The sequence below is a fragment of the Anaerotruncus sp. 1XD42-93 genome (assembly GCF_009917605.1).
Taxonomy (GTDB): domain Bacteria; phylum Bacillota; class Clostridia; order Oscillospirales; family Ruminococcaceae; genus Anaerotruncus.
Window position 1 is genome coordinate 1 of record NZ_QZEG01000056.1, and the last position, 16,614, is coordinate 16,614.

A 16,614-nucleotide genomic window follows, 5' to 3' on the forward strand; every position below is an offset into this window, starting at 1 on the left:
TAATCATTCATGTGCATATCCTCCTGCGTCAATATAGGCGTTGCTTACAGTTAAGATTATGCACCTCAACGGGCCGATCCGTATTCCACATTTTTGCGGTATTTTTTTGCGTCCTTTCCTCTAAGATAGACAGCCAGCCGCACAATCACTGCTCCGCATGATCCCACTAGCCAGTCCAGCGCCGCACCCGGCCACATACTCTGAAACGCCAGAGTAAATCCTTCGGAAAGCCCAAGCAGCTTTTGTGAGGCATCCGCTCCGGGGGCAAGGCGCACCGCCTCGCCCAGCTTCGCAAATACCAGAAGGAACAGAAGATAGGGCAGGTGAAGGATCACCTGCTTTTTGAGAGCATCGGTATCTATCTTCATCGTTCCGGCCCTCCATGCTCCTTGTTTTTCACCCGGTCACGGCCAAGTGCCTGCGCCAGCTCCTTGAACTTATGAAGCTGCGAAAGAAGCGATGGCCTGGTGCTGCGGGTAAGGTCCTTTCTCGTATATTCCTTAAAAGCCGCTGTCAGAGCATCCGCCTGGTTTGCCTTGAAATAGACCGTCCACTTCGGTGGATCAGTCCCCAGCTCTTTTTCAATATGGTAGCGGACCTGGTGTTTCCTGGCGTACCGCTCAAAAGAGCGGATTCTGCCGGACACTTCAATGGTATTGGCCCCTGGGTCTTTATAGGTCAGCCGTTTCATGCTGTTCCTGCCGACTTTCGGGGTGGTGCGTTCCTGCTCCATTTTCCTGAGAACAGCGGCAATCGCAGAACGCAGCACCCGCCCAGACAGCTTTGCTGCCTGGATGGAGACCGATACGGTTCGCTGTTCCAAATCTTCCTGCATAAGCATCCTCCTTCCTGATAGAATCTGTAATTATAAATAGGAAATAACTGTTTAACGGGCGTCCCCGATCACCTGCTGGCGCGGGGCGTGCTCAAAGGCTTTTGCCGCCTGGTCCACCTGAATTTTCGCATGTTTCAGAAGCGTCTTGATGATGGTCGCCGGGTGCTCCTGTTCCTCCAGGTGTTCCACCATATCCTTACAGCCCTCCGGGAGATATTCAGCCATATCTTTACAGACATCGGCCAGGTCGCCCATGAAGTCCCAGCAGCTATCCGTGAGCTCACCGTTTTTGTAAAGCTCAAATCCGTAGCACTCGCCGCGCAGGTAGGAATCATAAGCCGCTACTTCGCTGCGCATCAGATCCTCCGCCTTTTTCCGAATAGCACCGGTCATTTTTTCGCCTCCGAACTCTTTCAGGACGTCCTCTTTGGAAACATAAATCCATCCCACCTGCCCGCTGTCCCAGGGATCATTGAAACTTGTGGTCTGCATGGCAAGGCCGCTGTGATCCATGAGATAAAGGGGCAGTGTAATGTATTTTTCGGAGATCACCTTCAGCATGGCGTCATCAACCGCCCGTTCCTCCGTCTTTGGTCCGTGCCGGAACCGGCTGCTCACAATGTTCACCATATGTTCATAGCGTTTCAGACCCGCTTCATCATGCCCCACGGTATCTAAATACATTTCCCGCAAGAAATCGTCTTTATCCATGTAATTGTGGCTGTCACCCAGCACATAGCGGGGATGGAAGCAGGCCATTGTCCCGAAATGTTCGTCCACTTCACGGGGAGAGATTAAAATATCGTCCGGCTGCACCATCAGCGCATAGGGCCCTTCTACTGCCATCAGCATAGGCTATCAGCTCCTTTCCGGCCCTCTGGCCTTTTTATCCGGCGCTTTCGGCTCTGCCTGTGCCGCCTGTTTCCTCGCACTGTCAAGCTGTTCCCGCACGGAGACATCCCGCTTTGCCTCCGGGGTTCCTGCGCCGAAAAAATCCGGCAGCTCCTTGAAGCCGATGCTGTCCACGTAATATGCGGTATCAGTGCCTTTTTCATGCAGGACTACCACATCGGAAACGGAAAGGGAGTGACCCTTGAAATCTTCCGGGTGGTCGATATTAAAACGCCTGTAAATATCCTCCAGTGTTTCGCCCGGTTCCCGCTGCATTGCATAGACCATCTGGTAATGATCCCGATCCACGGAAAGCCCTTTGCCCTGTACCCAATCCAGTGACATAAAACGGAGGTTATCTGTATTGTCCGATAAGTCAAGCTGGTAAATGGAACAAGTGCTGATCCCATACTCTTTTTCATAGGAAGAAATACGCTCCAGAAGCGGCGCTGTTTCTCCCTCCATGTGTTCCTCACGCTCAAATGCCGCCAGCCTCATGCGAATTTTCCCGGTATCTCCTGAAAGCAGCCCGTCCGCCATGCGTTCCTTTTCCGCATGGGAATCCGGGTACAGGTCTGCATAGGCCCCGCTGTTCTGCCTGAAAAATTCATCCAGGTCGAAGGCCAGGTCCATAGATTCGTCAAGCCTTATATCGTCCCCGTCCGGTTCCTCCATGACAGGGGCCGGCTGCTGTTTTTCCTCCGGCGGGAGGGGCTGCTTCACCGCAACGATCTCACCAGCCAGCCGGAAGAACTTCTCCGGGTATTTGAACTGTTCCTTAAACTGCTCCATAAAGTAATCGGGAAGGTCGGCAAAACTTTCCTCGCCGAGGCCGGCTATGAAAAAGGTGCCGGCCATGATCTCGATCATCTCGCCGTCCTGGTTGTAGATTGCCCGGTTTAAGGGCAGCCCGTTTATTTCCCCTTCATCATTGCAGACAATCGCGACAGGCTCCGCATAAGGGTAGTAGCCCTCTATGCCTCCCCCGACTGCCTCCTGCATGGATGCAAGGCTCCCGTCAAGCTCGGCCTCATAAGGCGCTTTCCCAGGCTCTATCATCAACACTTTCAAATCTGCATGTCCTCCTTCTTTTTATTTGCCGCACCAGGGGCAACAGGTATTTTCTCCTGCGTTTTGGCCGCAGACAGCTTTCCCAGCACAGAAGGTTTCTCCGGCTTTTCAGGCATAGAAATACCGCCCTCCGAAACTTCGGCGGCGGTGCGGTCTGTTTTTACTGGTTCCTGGCCTTCCACTGTATAGCCCGGCAGGAGCGCTCCATACACGGTAAAATGGCGCTCATACTGTTTGGGTATCTGCGGGGAAATTTCCGTAAATAAATGGGAATAGGCTTTTTTCCGTCCTTCCAGGTACTTTTCTGCAGCGGCTCTGACCGTATAGCGTTTCTGGTTCTGCCCGGCAATCTTTTCGCCATAACCCTGCTTCGGGGAGTTCACATAGACATCCCAGGTCACATACCAGGCAACCGGTACGCTCTGTTTGGTTTCCCGGTCATATTTGGTATCTTCCCAAATGCCGCAGGTCATACGATAGACACGGTTACTGATTTCCTCTTCATTCCGCCAGTTGCCGGTTTTGCGCCATTCATTTGCGGTATGCACCACCTCCGGGGTCCGCAGATATTCCAATGCACGGTTAATCATCTGCGTGGCGGCTGCCTGCTGTTCCCATTGCTTTGCCGCAGCGACCACAATCTCATAGGCTTTCTGTTCACCGTCGATACTTCCCTGGTGCATGGATTCCAGATTTTCGGCGCCCATTGTAATCAGGGAAGAAATATCCACATCCTCACAAAAAACACTGTGCTCGATTTTCAGCTCTGCACCTGGTTCCAAATGATCGCCGTACCGGTAAGCGCGGTAATCTTTATTTTCTTCCAAACTCTTTCACACCTCCTTAAATCTCCGGCGCATGGCTCTTTTTCGGGGCCGCCTGTGCCGGGATCGTTTTTTCTGCCGGCTTCGCCGCTGCAAGCTGCGCCATGACCGAAGGCCTCTCTGACGTAAATATGGAAATCTGTTCATTCTCCACCAACGGCTGCGCCGGAAGGGGCAGCGTCACATCCGAATGGGTAAGTATCTGCTCCCGTTTCAGGTCTGCCACGATCTCGTCAAACACCGCGTTGATGGCTCTGCGTTCCTCACCTTCCGGATAGGCTTTCAGAACCTCCATTTTTCCGTCTTTATCGGAAACGAAGGTAACAGCACAATCCGCATGGCCTGCCAGATAATCCGATTGATAGGGCAGCTTATCCTTGATGTAACAGGCGAAGGCCCTGGCGGTCATTTCCACGTTACTGTCCCAATAGCCGCCGTCCTTTTCACATTCCTTACCCATGCGCATGGAATTCCGGTAAAAATCAGTTTCCACCCGTCCGATCTGCGGCGCCTCCTGTGCCTGCATCCCGGACAGCATGTGCTCGAATATTTCCAGCCGTTCCCGCTCACTTTTCGGGATCACCCGCCCGGTGACAGACTTCTTAAAGGCACTGATCTGTTCCACGGAGCCGGCCTCGCCGGACAAGAACGCCTCCCTGAGAACCGCGTAGGTTTCCATCTGTTCCTCATTGCCATGCCGTTTCAGGGAACCGAGCACCGCCGAATCCAGCCAGCCTGCTGCATTCTTCCGGGTGCGCTCTGTCTGTGCTTCGGTTCGGGCCGCCGCCTGCTCCGGTGTCTCCGGCTTATATTTCATGGTATCGATCAGCTTTTGGAACGGCGCATAAAGGCGGGGCTGTTCCGAGAGCATCCCTTTTGCCCCCATTTTCGTACCCAGGTAATCGTCCAATCCGTGCCACCATTCATGGGCTAAGGAGCCGGCCCCGTGCATCTTCGTGAGATTGATAACCTTGCGCAGCGGTTCATAATGGGCCGCCGCATTCCCGCTGCCCCTGGCGCCGAAAGCGATGGCAAGCGTTCCCTGATAGGCAATATCCCTGTCGCTGACCTGCAGGGCAGCCGCCAAATCTTTGAGCGCATCAAACCCCATGTTGAGGGAAGCCTGCCGGTCATTCTGGTTCATCCAGTTCCCGAACTCTCCGCCGCGGAATCCGAAGGTATCAAGGTAATGCTGCCCGGTAATCTCTGCGCCGTTTCTGTAATCCGGCCCGGTCCGCCGCACAGCGATAAGCTGGGGAGGCACAAACCGCGTCTTTCCGCTCTTGCTGCGGCCTTTCGCCAGCTCCTGCACCCATTTCAGGGCGGCCTCCCGCGTTTCAAAATTTGTCTGTAAGATGGAATAACCCTTCGTCACATAATAGGTATCAGGTTTCCAGTCATTATTTTTGGAATAGGTATTCTTCCCGTCGTTGAAATGGATTGCATAGCCCTTCGGCACCTTCTGGTCTTTGGAAACGCCAAACTGTTCCTTCTGTGCTTTCTGTGTGAAATTCCGCTCAAAATATCCTGCCGAGCGGATCATCAGGGCATTGGACAGCTTGTTTGTAATGGCCGGGTTTTCACGGCCCTTCTCCGTTGCCTGGTAATGGGTGCCGCTGCCCCAGCCCTGCACCTGTTCCAGATACCCGTTTTTCACAAAGAAACGGTCATAGACCTGCATGGCATCCTCCACGGTGCGAACCTCCGAAACCACACTCTGCAGCTCCCGTACTGTCTGGATATATTCTTTCTGCCTTGCAAGGCGTTTCTCCGGCGTATCATCCCTGCGGTAATACTGCGGGGAGGCATTCAGCCCGTCCCGTGCCTTTTTAATAAAATAGACCACGCCAAGAGGAATCCCATCCTCCAGCATGGCCTCATAATCCGGTTTCTTCCAGATATTATCCTTTTTTACAAATTTCTCGGCTTCACGCTCATTCATGGCGTCCAGATCGTTCACATAGAGCCCACGGTCCTTCCATAAATCTTTTTTTGCACCGCCGATCTTTTCCCCGAAATCTTCATGCTGCATGTTATCCGCCAATCATTATCACCTCCAGTCTGTCATAAAAAATCACCGCTCCGTGGAAGGGCGGCGTTCCTGTGATTTATCATGCTGCGGGCGTATTCCCATGATCCGGTCCGTTTCCCTACGGACCAATCGGTCAAGTGCGCCCAAATCCTCCGGCGTAACGGCAAACTCCCGGTAATTCTCATACCAGAGCCCCGTGACTGCCGCAATCGGCGGTACCTTTTCCGGCCCTCCGGGAAAAAGGCGGTAGACCGGACCGCCGTCAAGGAGCATTTGCTTCGCCGTCCCAAGCGATATGCGGTACATATCCGTATCCGGGTTCTGCGCCGCCTCCATATACTCCACATTCAGCCGTTCCTCCAAATCCTGGGGCATATAGGAAAATGCCTGCTCCTTCCATTGGCTGAACCGGTTAGAATAGCGGTACTGCCATTCCGTCACCTGCTCCGGCGCATAGAGGTAGCGCCAGGTTTTCAGGGCGTCCTTTTCGCACAGCTCCATTGCCTCCCATTTTTCAATGCCTGCCTCCGCCTTCGTGCCGTCCCGGTATTCCATGCTGACGCCGTAAGGGTAGAGGGTATTCCTTTCTATGTCCTGCCGCAGCGTGTCAAGGTCCATCATCAGGACATCCCCATACGGGCGCCCGTCCTCCCTTCGTTCCGTGTGGAACAGGAAGGCCCTTGCGGCGGGGTATTCTGTCATGGCGGCCATCCGGTAAAGCTCTCCTGTGGGATAGTAGGCAGACAGGGCATCAGCAAGCCATATGTGGTTTTTTCCCATGATAGCGATAGAATCCGGCCCGGTGTTGGTTGCCAGTGAGCGCAGGTTGAATTCACTTTCTCGCAGGAAATCCCCGGCCAAGATATGGAGCTCATAGGCAAACATGCCTAAATCCGTATCGCGGACTAAGTGAATCTGCGGAAGCGCGTCCTCTTTCATTGTGGTTTGTGCCATTTATAAATTCCTCCCATCTGCTGGCGGCTGCCCTCCGGCAATCTTGCCGACGATCTCCGGCCCGGTCTCGTAAATCTGCATGAGCCGCTTGGCCGTTCCGCATGGCTGCGCTGCACCGCTGGTCCAGAGCCGGACTGTGGAAGGGGCAACGTTCATCAAAAGCGCAAAGCCTTTCTCGTTCATATCCAGTTTTTCCATCAGGGTCTTAACCATGTCAGGGCCATAGTCCGGGCACCGGGCAGCTTCGGCAATCATCTGTAAAGCGGTATTTTCTGTATTTGTCATGATAAATTCCTCCTGTTATTCTGGCCCCTCGCTGTTAAACCGGGGCAAAGCTGATTTTGTTGTGTTCCATCCTCCGGGCAAATTCCTGGACGGCATATTTCACTCCGTCAATCTCCGCATGGGTCTGGTCCAGGAACCGGCAGAGAGAAAAATGTGTATCGCCATTCCCATAGAAAAGGCAGAGTACACCGTTGTCTGGAAGTGAAAACAGTTCCTTTCCTGCGCTGTCCGTAAAGCAAATCTGCTGGTTTTGATTCATAAGCAAATCCCCCTTAAATAGAAACAGCCGCCTCTTTCTGGCGGCGTGGCTGCTGGCGTTCCTGTATCTGCTCCCTGATCCGCAGCAGCTTTTCGTTGTAGTCCTTCCCTGTGCGGGGCGGGTTGATCCCCACCCGGATATGCCTGAAACGCCGTTCCTCATGGAGCATTGCCTTGATTCTCCTGGCATTTTTAAGGCCGCCAAGGTCATTGTCCATGTAAAGATTAACGCGCCGTATTTCCGGGTGGCGTTTCAGAAATGCAATCAGCGCCACATGGGAAGTTCCGCCCAGCGATAGCCGGTAGCCATCCCATTTCCAGCCTTCTAACTCCTGCAGCGTGGCATGGGAGAGGGCGTCAATGGGCGCCTCAAACACCGCCACATGTCGGCTGCCCGGATTCCTCGGTGGATAGCAGAAGCTATATTCCTTGTCGCTGCCGTAGACATCTTTTCTGAGATTACCGGTAATGCTCCGCATACATGCAAACTTTGCTTTCCCCGCATCATCCTTTCCCACAAACACACAGACCGGCTCGCCATGATACCGTGCCTCATAGAACAGCCCTTCCCGGAAACACTGGCTGATCACATCAGGGCTGATCCCGCGCCGCTGCAAATAGGAAACGGCAGAGGTGGCGCACCGTCTGGCCCAGGGGAGAGAAAAAGGTTTCTTCTCCGGTTCCTTATGCACGCGTTCTGTTGCTGCTGCACTCCGATAAGCCGGCGTTTGCTGGATTTCCCCGCCTACCAGCGTATGGACCGCATCCACCAGCCCATAGCCCCGAATCTGGATCAGGTAATCCAGGGCGTTGATACTCCGGCCCCGGCTGTTCCAGTACCAGTACCTTTTCCCGGTCACATAGACCAGGCTGTCATGTTCCTTGTGCCGGTAATTGGGGCCGTCCCGTTTCAGCACCCCAGGCTCATGGAACTGCAGGTATGCGAAAAGGTCCGCCTCCCGCGCCGCCTGAATCTGTTCTTTGGTTACGCCGGGCATCGCGCCGGCACAGTATTTCTTTTCATCGTGCTTTGCCTCCTTTCCGTGATGAAAAAGACGCCCGGAGGCGCCTAACAGCCGTACAGGTCATGGTTGACCTCGGCACGGTAATAACTGTCCATTGTTGCCGGGGCATTATACAGCGCCGCCAGCAGGTATGCCTTGATATTCCCGACTTTTGTAGTATTCTTGTCAATACAGTCAAAGACATACTCCAAGTGGCCGGAATTGATCTTCAGGAAACGGCCCTTTACCACTTCCCTGGGAAAATCATCCCCGGCAATACGGATATATGGCCGTTTGGATAAGACCACTTCAAGCATAAGCTCCACAGTCTCGTCTAAGCGCTCCTTCCCATACCGGGAGACCATACAGTCATACTCGATATTTTCCTTCAGGATTTCACGATAAGCGTCTATCAATCCAATCCGATCCATCCCATCCGGGCGGCCCGCCGCCTCCGGCTCTGCCGGATAGATTGATTGATGGGTCCTTGATATATCCGTTTTTGATTTTTTAGTTCTTTGTGGATTAGTATTTAATTGTGCGGGATTTTCCTGTCCAGGTTCTGCCTGTCCAGGTTCTGCCTGTTCAGGTTTTGCCTGTCCTGGATTTACCTGTCTTGGATTTTCCCGTTTAGGTGAATCTTCCTGTTTTTCAGCGTTTACAGGCTTTTCATGGATCGTATATTCAATATCTCCGAGCTGCCCGTTCTCATAGCGGAGGCGCTGCCTGGTGAGATACCCGTGCCGCTCCAGTTCTTTCAGGGCGGTGGTGATCGAATCCACACCGTCCTTACAGATATGGGCGAGCCCCTTTGTGGTATAGTCCCAATCTTCCGGCAGCGACAGCATGAGGGAGAGAAGCCCCTTTGCCTTTAAGGACAGTTCCGTATTGCGCAGATGGTGGTTGCACATGATCGTGAAGTCCTTCGTTTTTTCTACCCGGAATACAGCCATTTCACAGCCTCCTTTCTTCGGTTATTTCCATTACAAGGTGCGATCCCTGCGGTCATAGTGGAGGTGCCCGCCTGAGACCTTCGCATGGTTTTTCAGTTTGACTTCGCCCCGTTCCTGGCTGTCTAAGAATTTCTGATAGCCGGCATCCGTAAGGAACAGGCGCATCTTATCGCCTTTGTCACCCACCGGGGAATCATAAGACAGCACATCAAAGACGATCATGTGGCGTACCTCCGGGTCGAAGCGTTCCAGCGCCATGATGTCGTGCCCCTTCAATTTCTCCGCGCCGGATTGCTGCCTGGCCTCGGCAATCTTTTCCCCAATCGTCCGGGGCTGGTAGGGCAGACGGTAATTCTTCTGAATATCCCGCACAATGTCCATGCACTCGGCATCCGTCAGGACGCGCAGCTTTGCCATCAGATTCTCCGCTGCCTTCCGTTGTTCGGGATTCTTTGTGTACCGGGCGGTCATGTAAAGCTCGTTCAGGACTTTGGATTGATAGTCACCCTCAACCTGAAAAAGCAGCCGTTTTTCCATTTCATTTAATTCCATGTGAATCTCCTTTCTTCTGAAAATGGGTATGAAAAAAGGGCGTCCACCTGCAAAAGTGAAACGCCCACGGCAATCAGCGATCCGGCAATATACCGGACCGCTGGCACTATTAAATTTTGTCGTTAATGAAACAGCCTCCTTTATTTGATAATTTTCTCGTCATATTTCAACTTGGAAAAGGAATTGAATAAATGACGGCAAACGCTCAAACCCCTTGAAAATAAAGGCTTTTTCCGTTTGTCGTTATTATACCGTAACGGCATTCCCACGCCAGTATTTTTCATTCATTTTAAAGGTGTTTTTCGTTACTTTCGCTACTTATTAGACCCAAATTTGAAATATTTTTATGATTTTTCTTTCAAATTAAGTTAAAATATTGCCAAATACTCTTTTGTCGTCAGCTTTATGTAAGCGAGTAAGCTTTTGCTAAAATCATGAAATCGTTTTTCTCCAAGTTTAGCATTTTGTAACATACAAAAGAGGGTTATACAATCGTCAATTTGTACAACCCTCCGTCCTTTACCTTTTGTTGTTGCCGATATTGCCAGACATTTCAACCTCAATTTCATTATTTTCAATAGCCAATTCAATCTCTGTTCTTATTGGTTCGTAAATAGGAATATCTTGATTAATTGCCTCAAAACTAACCGCAAGAGTATATTTTGCTTTAAATAGACCACCCCAACCCTTGTGCCCTATAACCGCAATACAAAAAGCATCACTCAATTGATTGGATTTTATTATACACCAATCCTTTTGCAAGGTACCATTTTTACGGGAATATTTATCAGCCATCCCACGATTCGTAGCTTCTCCAATTACCCAATTGAAATCTCCATCATCTTCAATGACCGAACCAGTTTCAAAAATGCGCCGTGCAAATACTTCTGCTTTCTCTCCAATTCTGCTGCACTGCCAATTTAACCATGTCGATAAATAACCCTTTATATATCGGCGTGTACGTCTAGGATTTGCCGCATAAGAAAGTGTTACTTCAACTAAAATATCATAATCCTCACCGACTCTGGATAGTTCTTCTGGTATCGGAATACGAAAAATATGTGCATCATCGTCCCCTAACTCTAAAAGGGATGGCGTTATCAAAGTTACTCGATAATCATCATTATGAGTGGCTCGATCAACATCTGGAATACCATATCCTATTTGGCGTAAGGTAGAAATGCATTCCTCTTTGCTAAGTTCACTGATTTGCTTAGGCCATCGTGCTGATTGTGCGATAAGAGCCCTATATAGCAATGCAGGAGAGTCGGGCAAAATTTTTTCAATTTGTGATGCAATATAAGTAACCTTTGGCACTGCAAAGGACGTACCAATATCATCAGATGAAAAAGCCGGACCTTCTGGTGATTTCCGAATTAATTCAGGACACACCTCTGGTGGTGTTGTAAGTTGTGGTGGAATGCTCCCTTTATTATACACATGTGTACCACCATATTCTACCACTTCTGGTTTTAAAACGTCCCAAATACCTGGCCCAGAACGAGAAAAGGAGGACGCTTCCATCTTCTTTCCTAATGCAATAAGATCATCAGTTTCAAAATCAGTTGCTGACACGGAACCAACCGTAAGTGCTTGTAAACTTTGGGCAGGATTAGATATTCTACATAATTCTCTATCCAAGTACATTGGATAAGGATAACCTGCTTGCCAATAAGCGGATATTATATCCGGTGAAATATTTCCTGCTGCTTGAATAAACAAAACATCATTTTCATAAGATTCGCTATCAATTGTAGCGGCCCAAGAAGTCATATGTTTCATTTCACAAGATTTATTGCTACCTATAGAATGATTAAATATTTTTGATGGAACAGTATTTTCATTATGATATTTTTGAACTGCCATTGATATTGTCTTAGGCGGATATACACTTTCAGGCATACTATTATTTTCATCTAAGACTCGCATATTGCGAATCCAACAAGGTAAATGGTAAGTGCCTTCTGTTGGAATTGCTTGAGGATATAAAACTGCACCAGCTACTCTTGTTCCATGTCCGCCTCCGCTGACTTCATCATTCGTACTTACATTTTCAGGAATAACACATATTGATTCATTATTAACAATGGCAGGAGCTAAGTATTTATGCGCTTCTTGTATTCCACTATCCAATACACATATAACAGGCGCGGATGTAGCAGGAGATTCAATATGCAGATTTTCTGTAAAATCCTCATAGTCAGCACAACTTTCTCCCATATTTATTTCTTCGCTTTCTGAAACTTCAAAAATGTATGCAAAATTCAAGACGAAATCATATAAGCATTTACCAGAGATTTTTAAACGTGCTGAAAAACTATCTGGCAAATTCGACACACCCTGAGAACCATCAGCAAGTTCTATAATTTCTCCATAATAATCAGTGATAAAATTTTCTAAAACTTCTTCGCGCTCCATTTTAAGTTCATCCCATGCCATATAAGCATCATTAAACTTTTTTATCCAGCGTTGTTCACGAATTGCATAGTGTTCATCAGTTTCATCTTCCTCACGGGCAGGACGTTTAGGAAGCTCAGTATTGCCACAACAACTAATGCCAACATCAATTGTATAAATATTATCTGGCAAAATGGTAGACCACTTTTCAAAAAGTTCTGGTGATAATACTCTTTTTAATCTATCGTTATCTTCGCAAAGAGCATAAATTTTAGCTGGTGAATTACATTTTGCCGTTATATTTGCAATAAAAGCATCAACTTTTTTATTTAGAATAGAGAAATCTACATCGTCGCTCGCAACAATAATAAAACCATCTTCTATTTCACATACAATTTCAAAACCTAAACCACGTAAAAAATCTATATTTGTAGATGGGTCAATTTCTAATAAGATAGGAACTCCCATTTCTATTTCGGGTAGTTCTCTGTCTATACGGTCTAAGCGACGTTCTTTCCAAAAACGAGATAATTCGGTTGAACGACGTTTCATGTAACCACCATGTACAATACGATTTTCCTTATTCTGCAATGTTTTATCCGAAGTAGGAGCTCTACCGCGTAATTTGGGTTTCCCAGAAAATAAAAGTGGTAGCGGAAGATGATCAAACATATTATTTTCAGCCATTCATAACCCTCCCTAGTATGCTCTAAAATTTAGAGCTTTCTTCAATTGCTTTAGTAAAATGATCTTTATCCACTTTTTTACATCCAGCTAAAACACCAATTTTAGCAGCTCGCTGTGCTGTTAAAACGATATTAGCAGCAGAATATCCTTCTAGTTGCTCTGAAATGCTCGTCAAATCTACTTTTGGAGAAACTGGTATGGCAGATAGTGTCATTTCCAATAATCGTTTTCGTTCTTCGCTACCCGGAATAGGCATTTCAATAACGTCGTCAAAACGCCGAAAAAGCGCTTCATCAAGCGATACTTTTAGATTTGTTGTAGCTAAAACCAAACCTGGGGCATCATATTCGTCAAGCAAAGTCAAAAGCATATTAACAATTCGTGGTACTTCTCCAACATCTTGTGTTGTGACGCGAGACTTTGCTATAAAATCACATTCATCAAGCAGCAAAACAACGGGTTCATTTTTGCAATACTCAAATATCATTCTTAAGTTTGAAGCCGATTCTCCAAAATATGATGAAAGCAATGAATCAAAACGAACTTTCAACAATGGCAATCCCAAATTCCAAGCAATTCTCTCTGCGCTTAATGTTTTTCCACATCCCGGCGGTCCATAAAGAAGAATTTTTTTCTTTGGTACAAGATTATATTTTTTTAGCCTTTCACGGGCAACATACTCTTGCTCAATTGATAATAACCTATCTTCAACATTTTCAGGTAAAACCATATGGTGTTTCAAGTGCTCTCTTGATATATAGGAAACCAATTGCGAATTTGTTCGTTTACTTTTGGGTAAAGAAGATAAACCGCTTTCTGTTTTCTTACTATCGAATAATGTGTATTTGGGTTTTTCAGTAACAGAGATTTTCTCTAAAGCATCTGCAAGTACATTATGTCCTAGTTTTCGTTCTTCTTGTATGATTGTATTGGCAATTTTCTTTAAAGATATTATGTCCTCTGTAAAGATAGCCTTAAATAATCTTTTAAATAACTCTGCTTTCATTATAAATACCTTCCTCCCAGCGGGTTTTCACTGATTTTCTATTTGGCAACTTATAAAAATCACTGATTATTACATACTCTATACTTTTGCTGCTTAGAAGAAGTTTTCTCAATGGGATGTAAATAGGTTCTTGATGAATTTACGTAATTTAGAAACAATGTACCTAATAGCAATCTGTCGCCGCGTGATATTCTGTTCCATTCATACCCCTTAAAAAGATCTTTTAGCAAAAAAACCTCATTATTATTTAAATTCAGTGTTTCACTTATGGCTTGTTCCAAAAGGTCATTTACAGTTTTCATTTTATCCTCCTTGTTGTCAACAACAGAATAAACAACATTGTTTATAGTATAGCAGATTTTCATCAATATTCAAGAGGCTAAATACATAAATCATCTGTATGTCCGTAAAAAGGACGCCCACCTATAAAAGTGAAACGCCCACGGCAATCAGCGGCCAGGCAATACACCGGACCGCTGGCGCTATTAAATTTTGTCGTTAATGAAACAGCCTCCTTTTTTTGATAATTTTCTCGTCAAATTTCAACTTGGAAAAGGAATTGAATAAATGACGGCAAACGCGTGGACTCCTTGAAAATAAAGGCTTTTTCCGTTTGTCGTTATTATATCGTAACGGCACACCTTCGCCACCAGACTGATGGAACAGAATGTTCCAATCCGCATCATCCAGAACCTGATGAGCCATGCCTCCATTGTCACCACAGAGAAATATTCCCATGTGCTGGACGATGAAAAGCGCAAAGCCATCAATCGAATGAGCGGTTTCCTGCCAGGAACAGAGGAACCAAAGAGGGACACGCCACAGTAGGGAAGATTTTTTCTGGCAAAAAAATAGGACTGCAACAAAACTGCAACAATCCAAATTACACTGAAAACCGCCCGGAATTTATTCACTTTTGCTGCACATCTTCCTAACGAGTGAAAAAATCCCAACTGCAACAAATTTGCGAGAGAAAAATGGCAAGAGAAAACCCGCAAAGCGGCTTGCCATGCGGGTTTTTGGTTGCGGGGAGAGGATTTGAACCTCTGACCTTCGGGTTATGAGCCCGACGAGCTACCGAACTGCTCCACCCCGCGGTATTTAATTTTTCATAGAATTTCTAGTACTTGATTAGTATAGCATATATAAATCCAAATTGCAAGCACTATTTTCAATTTTTTATCTAAAAAGTGTAAAAATAAATTTTAAAAAACTTTAGAGAGTAAAATGCAACATCAACTTCCGGACTCCTGTTGAAGAGATGAATTACAAAACATTTTATACTATCCCTTTCAGAATTGTGATCGCATCCTCTATGTACTGCGCAATTGTCTTCTCTTCCACTCCGACAATCGCGGCATGACTCCGGCTTGCTTGCACAGGAATCAACACTTTATATGCCCGGCTTTCTGAAACCGCCTGCGCCATCTTCGGAGTCAGCTCTCCCAACATCGAATTTGCCAGCACAATCCCGATTGGACCTATGATGACATCCTGTTCCCGGGCGTGGCTACAGCAATAAATCACTGCATTTTCTCCGGTTGCACCAGCAGTTGCACCAGCCTTGAGCATCGAAGCTGTTGCCATCGCGTTCGAACCGACAGCAACAATCTGCACCTGAGGCAATTCTACTCTTAGGCGCTCGATCAAGCTGCGTCCGATGCCTCCTCCCTGTCCATCAACCACATAAAGGCTCATCTCCAATCCCCCTTCAGACTGATTTCTCCCGAACGGATCGTTTGGATGGATCCATTTGGCAACCGAACCACCAAATGCGCATCACGATCGACATCGAGCGCGAATGCCTCCTGTGACTCCTTACCACGTATTAACTGGACCGATTTTCCAAGTACACAGGAGCGCAATTTATATTCTTCCAGATATTCCCGATTCTCGAGTTCAGCGCAGACCTGCCTAAATTCATTAAGAATCGCAGCAATCAAACGGTTACAGTTGATCTCTTCGCCACCCGCTGCTGCAAGTGAAGTCGCAATTTCCGAAAGCTCAGGAGGAAAACTGTCGGTCGATACGTTGACCCCAATTCCTACTACGAGATAATTGAGCTTTCCATCGGGTAAAAGCGCCGACTCTGCAAGAATCCCGCAAAGCTTTTTTCCATTAAGATAGAGATCATTCACCCATTTAATCTGCACCGAAATCCCGGTAACTTTCTCGATCGCCCTTGCGGTGGCGACTGCTGCTGCCGAGGTTACAAGTGTCGATTGCTCCAGTGAAAGGGATGGCCGCAGGATCACCGTCATGTAGATACCGGTGGCGCTGGGCGAATAAAAGCTCCTCCCCAGCCTTCCCTTCCCTGCAGTCTGCCGGAGGGCAACCACCGCGCTTCCATCTGGTGCACCTTTTTGTGCCCATTGCTTAGCTGCATTATTAGTTGAATCTATTTCCTCATAAACAATCAGTTCTCGATCTGCCGAGAGCCAGTTCCGAATCTGGTCCTCTGAAATCTGTTCCATTTTTATATCTTCCTCCGCAAACCCATTTCCTTATAGAGACGGAAGCATCATCCCGATTCTCTTGATGTCTTTCATTATATCATAAATTTGTTCAATCTTCAACACCGTAAACCCCAGAGCTTTTTAGGTCGTGTCCCTAAAGTAGAAAATATGATAAAATAGAGGATATGAAAAGACGGCATAGTGTAACAAATGAAGAAAGGGCAAGGATAGAGCCACTATTCCCAAAACAGGGGAAAATGGGCCGACCGAGAAAAGATGCTCGGGAACAGGTAGATGCGATGCTATGGATTTTCAAAACGGGAGCCCCATGGAGGGATCTTCCAGAATATTATGGTCCATGGAAAACTGTTTACAACAATTTCCTGCGTTGGCGGGACGCTGGAGTGTG

General features: G+C 47.6%; 17 protein-coding genes, 1 tRNA gene and 2 pseudogenes. 2 read left to right on the forward strand and 18 right to left on the reverse strand.

What is annotated here, in order from left to right:
* Positions 1-68: 68 nt before the first annotated feature.
* The 15 genes and pseudogenes from D5269_RS14525 to D5269_RS14595 all read right to left on the reverse strand — a co-directional run.
* A pseudogene (locus tag D5269_RS14525) lies at positions 69-368 on the reverse strand (type IV secretory system conjugative DNA transfer family protein); the annotation flags it as partial.
* Positions 365-835 carry a PcfB family protein gene (locus tag D5269_RS14530; protein ID WP_120486493.1) on the reverse strand — a complete coding sequence of 157 codons (471 nt, stop codon included), beginning with the start codon at positions 833-835 and terminating at the stop codon, positions 365-367. The pseudogene D5269_RS14525 and the gene D5269_RS14530, both read right to left, overlap by 4 nt.
* A gap of 51 nt (positions 836-886) precedes the next feature.
* The gene (locus tag D5269_RS14535; RefSeq protein WP_120486494.1) at positions 887-1,687 is read right to left on the reverse strand and encodes a hypothetical protein; all 801 of its coding nucleotides are present in this window, start codon (positions 1,685-1,687) and stop codon (positions 887-889) included.
* A 6-nt stretch (positions 1,688-1,693) separates the two neighbouring features.
* Positions 1,694-2,791 (reverse strand): YodL domain-containing protein, encoded by a 1,098-nt coding sequence (locus D5269_RS14540; protein ID WP_243126897.1) that lies wholly within the window; start codon positions 2,789-2,791, stop codon positions 1,694-1,696.
* Between the two features lie 2 nt (positions 2,792-2,793).
* Positions 2,794-3,624, reverse strand: a complete 831-nt coding sequence (locus D5269_RS14545) for a hypothetical protein (protein WP_120486496.1) — start codon at positions 3,622-3,624, stop codon at positions 2,794-2,796.
* 16 nt (positions 3,625-3,640) lie between these two features.
* Positions 3,641-5,665, reverse strand: coding sequence for an LPD1 domain-containing protein (locus D5269_RS14550; protein ID WP_120486497.1), 2,025 nt, complete (start codon positions 5,663-5,665; stop codon positions 3,641-3,643).
* Between the two features lie 30 nt (positions 5,666-5,695).
* On the reverse strand, positions 5,696-6,607 hold the full coding sequence (locus D5269_RS14555; protein ID WP_243126896.1) for a hypothetical protein: 912 nt from the start codon (positions 6,605-6,607) through the stop codon (positions 5,696-5,698).
* The gene (locus D5269_RS14560) at positions 6,608-6,892 is read right to left on the reverse strand and encodes an XRE family transcriptional regulator (RefSeq protein ID WP_120486498.1); all 285 of its coding nucleotides are present in this window, start codon (positions 6,890-6,892) and stop codon (positions 6,608-6,610) included. It lies immediately after the preceding gene.
* 34 nt (positions 6,893-6,926) lie between these two features.
* On the reverse strand, positions 6,927-7,151 hold the full coding sequence (locus D5269_RS14565) for a hypothetical protein (protein WP_120486499.1): 225 nt from the start codon (positions 7,149-7,151) through the stop codon (positions 6,927-6,929).
* Between the two features lie 13 nt (positions 7,152-7,164).
* On the reverse strand, positions 7,165-8,148 hold the full coding sequence (locus D5269_RS14570) for a toprim domain-containing protein (RefSeq protein ID WP_120486500.1): 984 nt from the start codon (positions 8,146-8,148) through the stop codon (positions 7,165-7,167).
* Between the two features lie 71 nt (positions 8,149-8,219).
* Positions 8,220-9,107, reverse strand: coding sequence for a DUF6017 domain-containing protein (locus tag D5269_RS14575; protein ID WP_120486501.1), 888 nt, complete (start codon positions 9,105-9,107; stop codon positions 8,220-8,222).
* Positions 9,108-9,137: 30 nt separating this feature from the next.
* Positions 9,138-9,659, reverse strand: coding sequence for a DUF5720 family protein (locus tag D5269_RS14580; protein ID WP_120486502.1), 522 nt, complete (start codon positions 9,657-9,659; stop codon positions 9,138-9,140).
* Between the two features lie 519 nt (positions 9,660-10,178).
* Positions 10,179-12,743 carry a S8 family serine peptidase gene (locus D5269_RS14585; RefSeq protein ID WP_120486503.1) on the reverse strand — a complete coding sequence of 855 codons (2,565 nt, stop codon included), beginning with the start codon at positions 12,741-12,743 and terminating at the stop codon, positions 10,179-10,181.
* A 22-nt stretch (positions 12,744-12,765) separates the two neighbouring features.
* Positions 12,766-13,749 carry an ATP-binding protein gene (locus D5269_RS14590; protein WP_166545214.1) on the reverse strand — a complete coding sequence of 328 codons (984 nt, stop codon included), beginning with the start codon at positions 13,747-13,749 and terminating at the stop codon, positions 12,766-12,768.
* Between the two features lie 59 nt (positions 13,750-13,808).
* Positions 13,809-14,051, reverse strand: coding sequence for a single-stranded DNA-binding protein (locus tag D5269_RS14595; protein WP_120486504.1), 243 nt, complete (start codon positions 14,049-14,051; stop codon positions 13,809-13,811).
* Between the two features lie 343 nt (positions 14,052-14,394).
* On the opposite strand from D5269_RS14595, the pseudogene D5269_RS14600 reads away from it, so the two are divergent.
* Positions 14,395-14,577, forward strand: a pseudogene (locus D5269_RS14600) (tyrosine-type recombinase/integrase); the annotation flags it as partial.
* A gap of 192 nt (positions 14,578-14,769) precedes the next feature.
* On the opposite strand, the gene D5269_RS14605 reads toward D5269_RS14600, so the two are convergent.
* The 3 genes from D5269_RS14605 to D5269_RS14615 all read right to left on the reverse strand — a co-directional run bounded on the left by D5269_RS14605 (position 14,770) and on the right by D5269_RS14615 (position 16,223).
* A tRNA-Met gene (locus D5269_RS14605) sits at positions 14,770-14,846 on the reverse strand.
* Between the two features lie 181 nt (positions 14,847-15,027).
* Positions 15,028-15,447 carry a DUF3842 family protein gene (locus D5269_RS14610; RefSeq protein ID WP_016315124.1) on the reverse strand — a complete coding sequence of 140 codons (420 nt, stop codon included), beginning with the start codon at positions 15,445-15,447 and terminating at the stop codon, positions 15,028-15,030.
* Positions 15,444-16,223 carry a biotin--[acetyl-CoA-carboxylase] ligase gene (locus D5269_RS14615; protein ID WP_016315123.1) on the reverse strand — a complete coding sequence of 260 codons (780 nt, stop codon included), beginning with the start codon at positions 16,221-16,223 and terminating at the stop codon, positions 15,444-15,446. Before D5269_RS14615 ends, D5269_RS14610 begins: the two co-directional genes overlap by 4 nt.
* 167 nt (positions 16,224-16,390) lie before the next feature.
* Here D5269_RS14615 and D5269_RS14620 point away from each other — a divergent pair.
* On the forward strand, positions 16,391-16,614 hold a 224-nt coding region (locus D5269_RS14620), incomplete at its 3' end, for a transposase (RefSeq protein WP_166545215.1).

What these genes read in the sequence shown, in the direction of transcription:
- D5269_RS14565 (WP_120486499.1), bottom strand. Translation starts at nt 7,151, where the DNA reads ATGAATCAAAACCAGCAGATTTGCTTTACGGACAGCGCAGGAAAGGAA.
- D5269_RS14535 (WP_120486494.1), bottom strand. Translation starts at nt 1,687, where the DNA reads ATGCTGATGGCAGTAGAAGGGCCCTATGCGCTGATGGTGCAGCCGGAC.
- D5269_RS14530 (WP_120486493.1), bottom strand. Translation starts at nt 835, where the DNA reads ATGCAGGAAGATTTGGAACAGCGAACCGTATCGGTCTCCATCCAGGCA.
- D5269_RS14575 (WP_120486501.1), bottom strand. Translation starts at nt 9,107, where the DNA reads ATGGCTGTATTCCGGGTAGAAAAAACGAAGGACTTCACGATCATGTGC.
- D5269_RS14570 (WP_120486500.1), bottom strand. Translation starts at nt 8,148, where the DNA reads ATGCCCGGCGTAACCAAAGAACAGATTCAGGCGGCGCGGGAGGCGGAC.
- D5269_RS14585 (WP_120486503.1), bottom strand. Translation starts at nt 12,743, where the DNA reads ATGGCTGAAAATAATATGTTTGATCATCTTCCGCTACCACTTTTATTT.
- D5269_RS14560 (WP_120486498.1), bottom strand. Translation starts at nt 6,892, where the DNA reads ATGACAAATACAGAAAATACCGCTTTACAGATGATTGCCGAAGCTGCC.
- D5269_RS14590 (WP_166545214.1), bottom strand. Translation starts at nt 13,749, where the DNA reads ATGAAAGCAGAGTTATTTAAAAGATTATTTAAGGCTATCTTTACAGAG.
- D5269_RS14580 (WP_120486502.1), bottom strand. Translation starts at nt 9,659, where the DNA reads ATGGAATTAAATGAAATGGAAAAACGGCTGCTTTTTCAGGTTGAGGGT.
- D5269_RS14610 (WP_016315124.1), bottom strand. Translation starts at nt 15,447, where the DNA reads ATGAGCCTTTATGTGGTTGATGGACAGGGAGGAGGCATCGGACGCAGC.
- D5269_RS14595 (WP_120486504.1), bottom strand. Translation starts at nt 14,051, where the DNA reads ATGAAAACTGTAAATGACCTTTTGGAACAAGCCATAAGTGAAACACTG.
- D5269_RS14615 (WP_016315123.1), bottom strand. Translation starts at nt 16,223, where the DNA reads ATGGAACAGATTTCAGAGGACCAGATTCGGAACTGGCTCTCGGCAGAT.
- D5269_RS14555 (WP_243126896.1), bottom strand. Translation starts at nt 6,607, where the DNA reads ATGGCACAAACCACAATGAAAGAGGACGCGCTTCCGCAGATTCACTTA.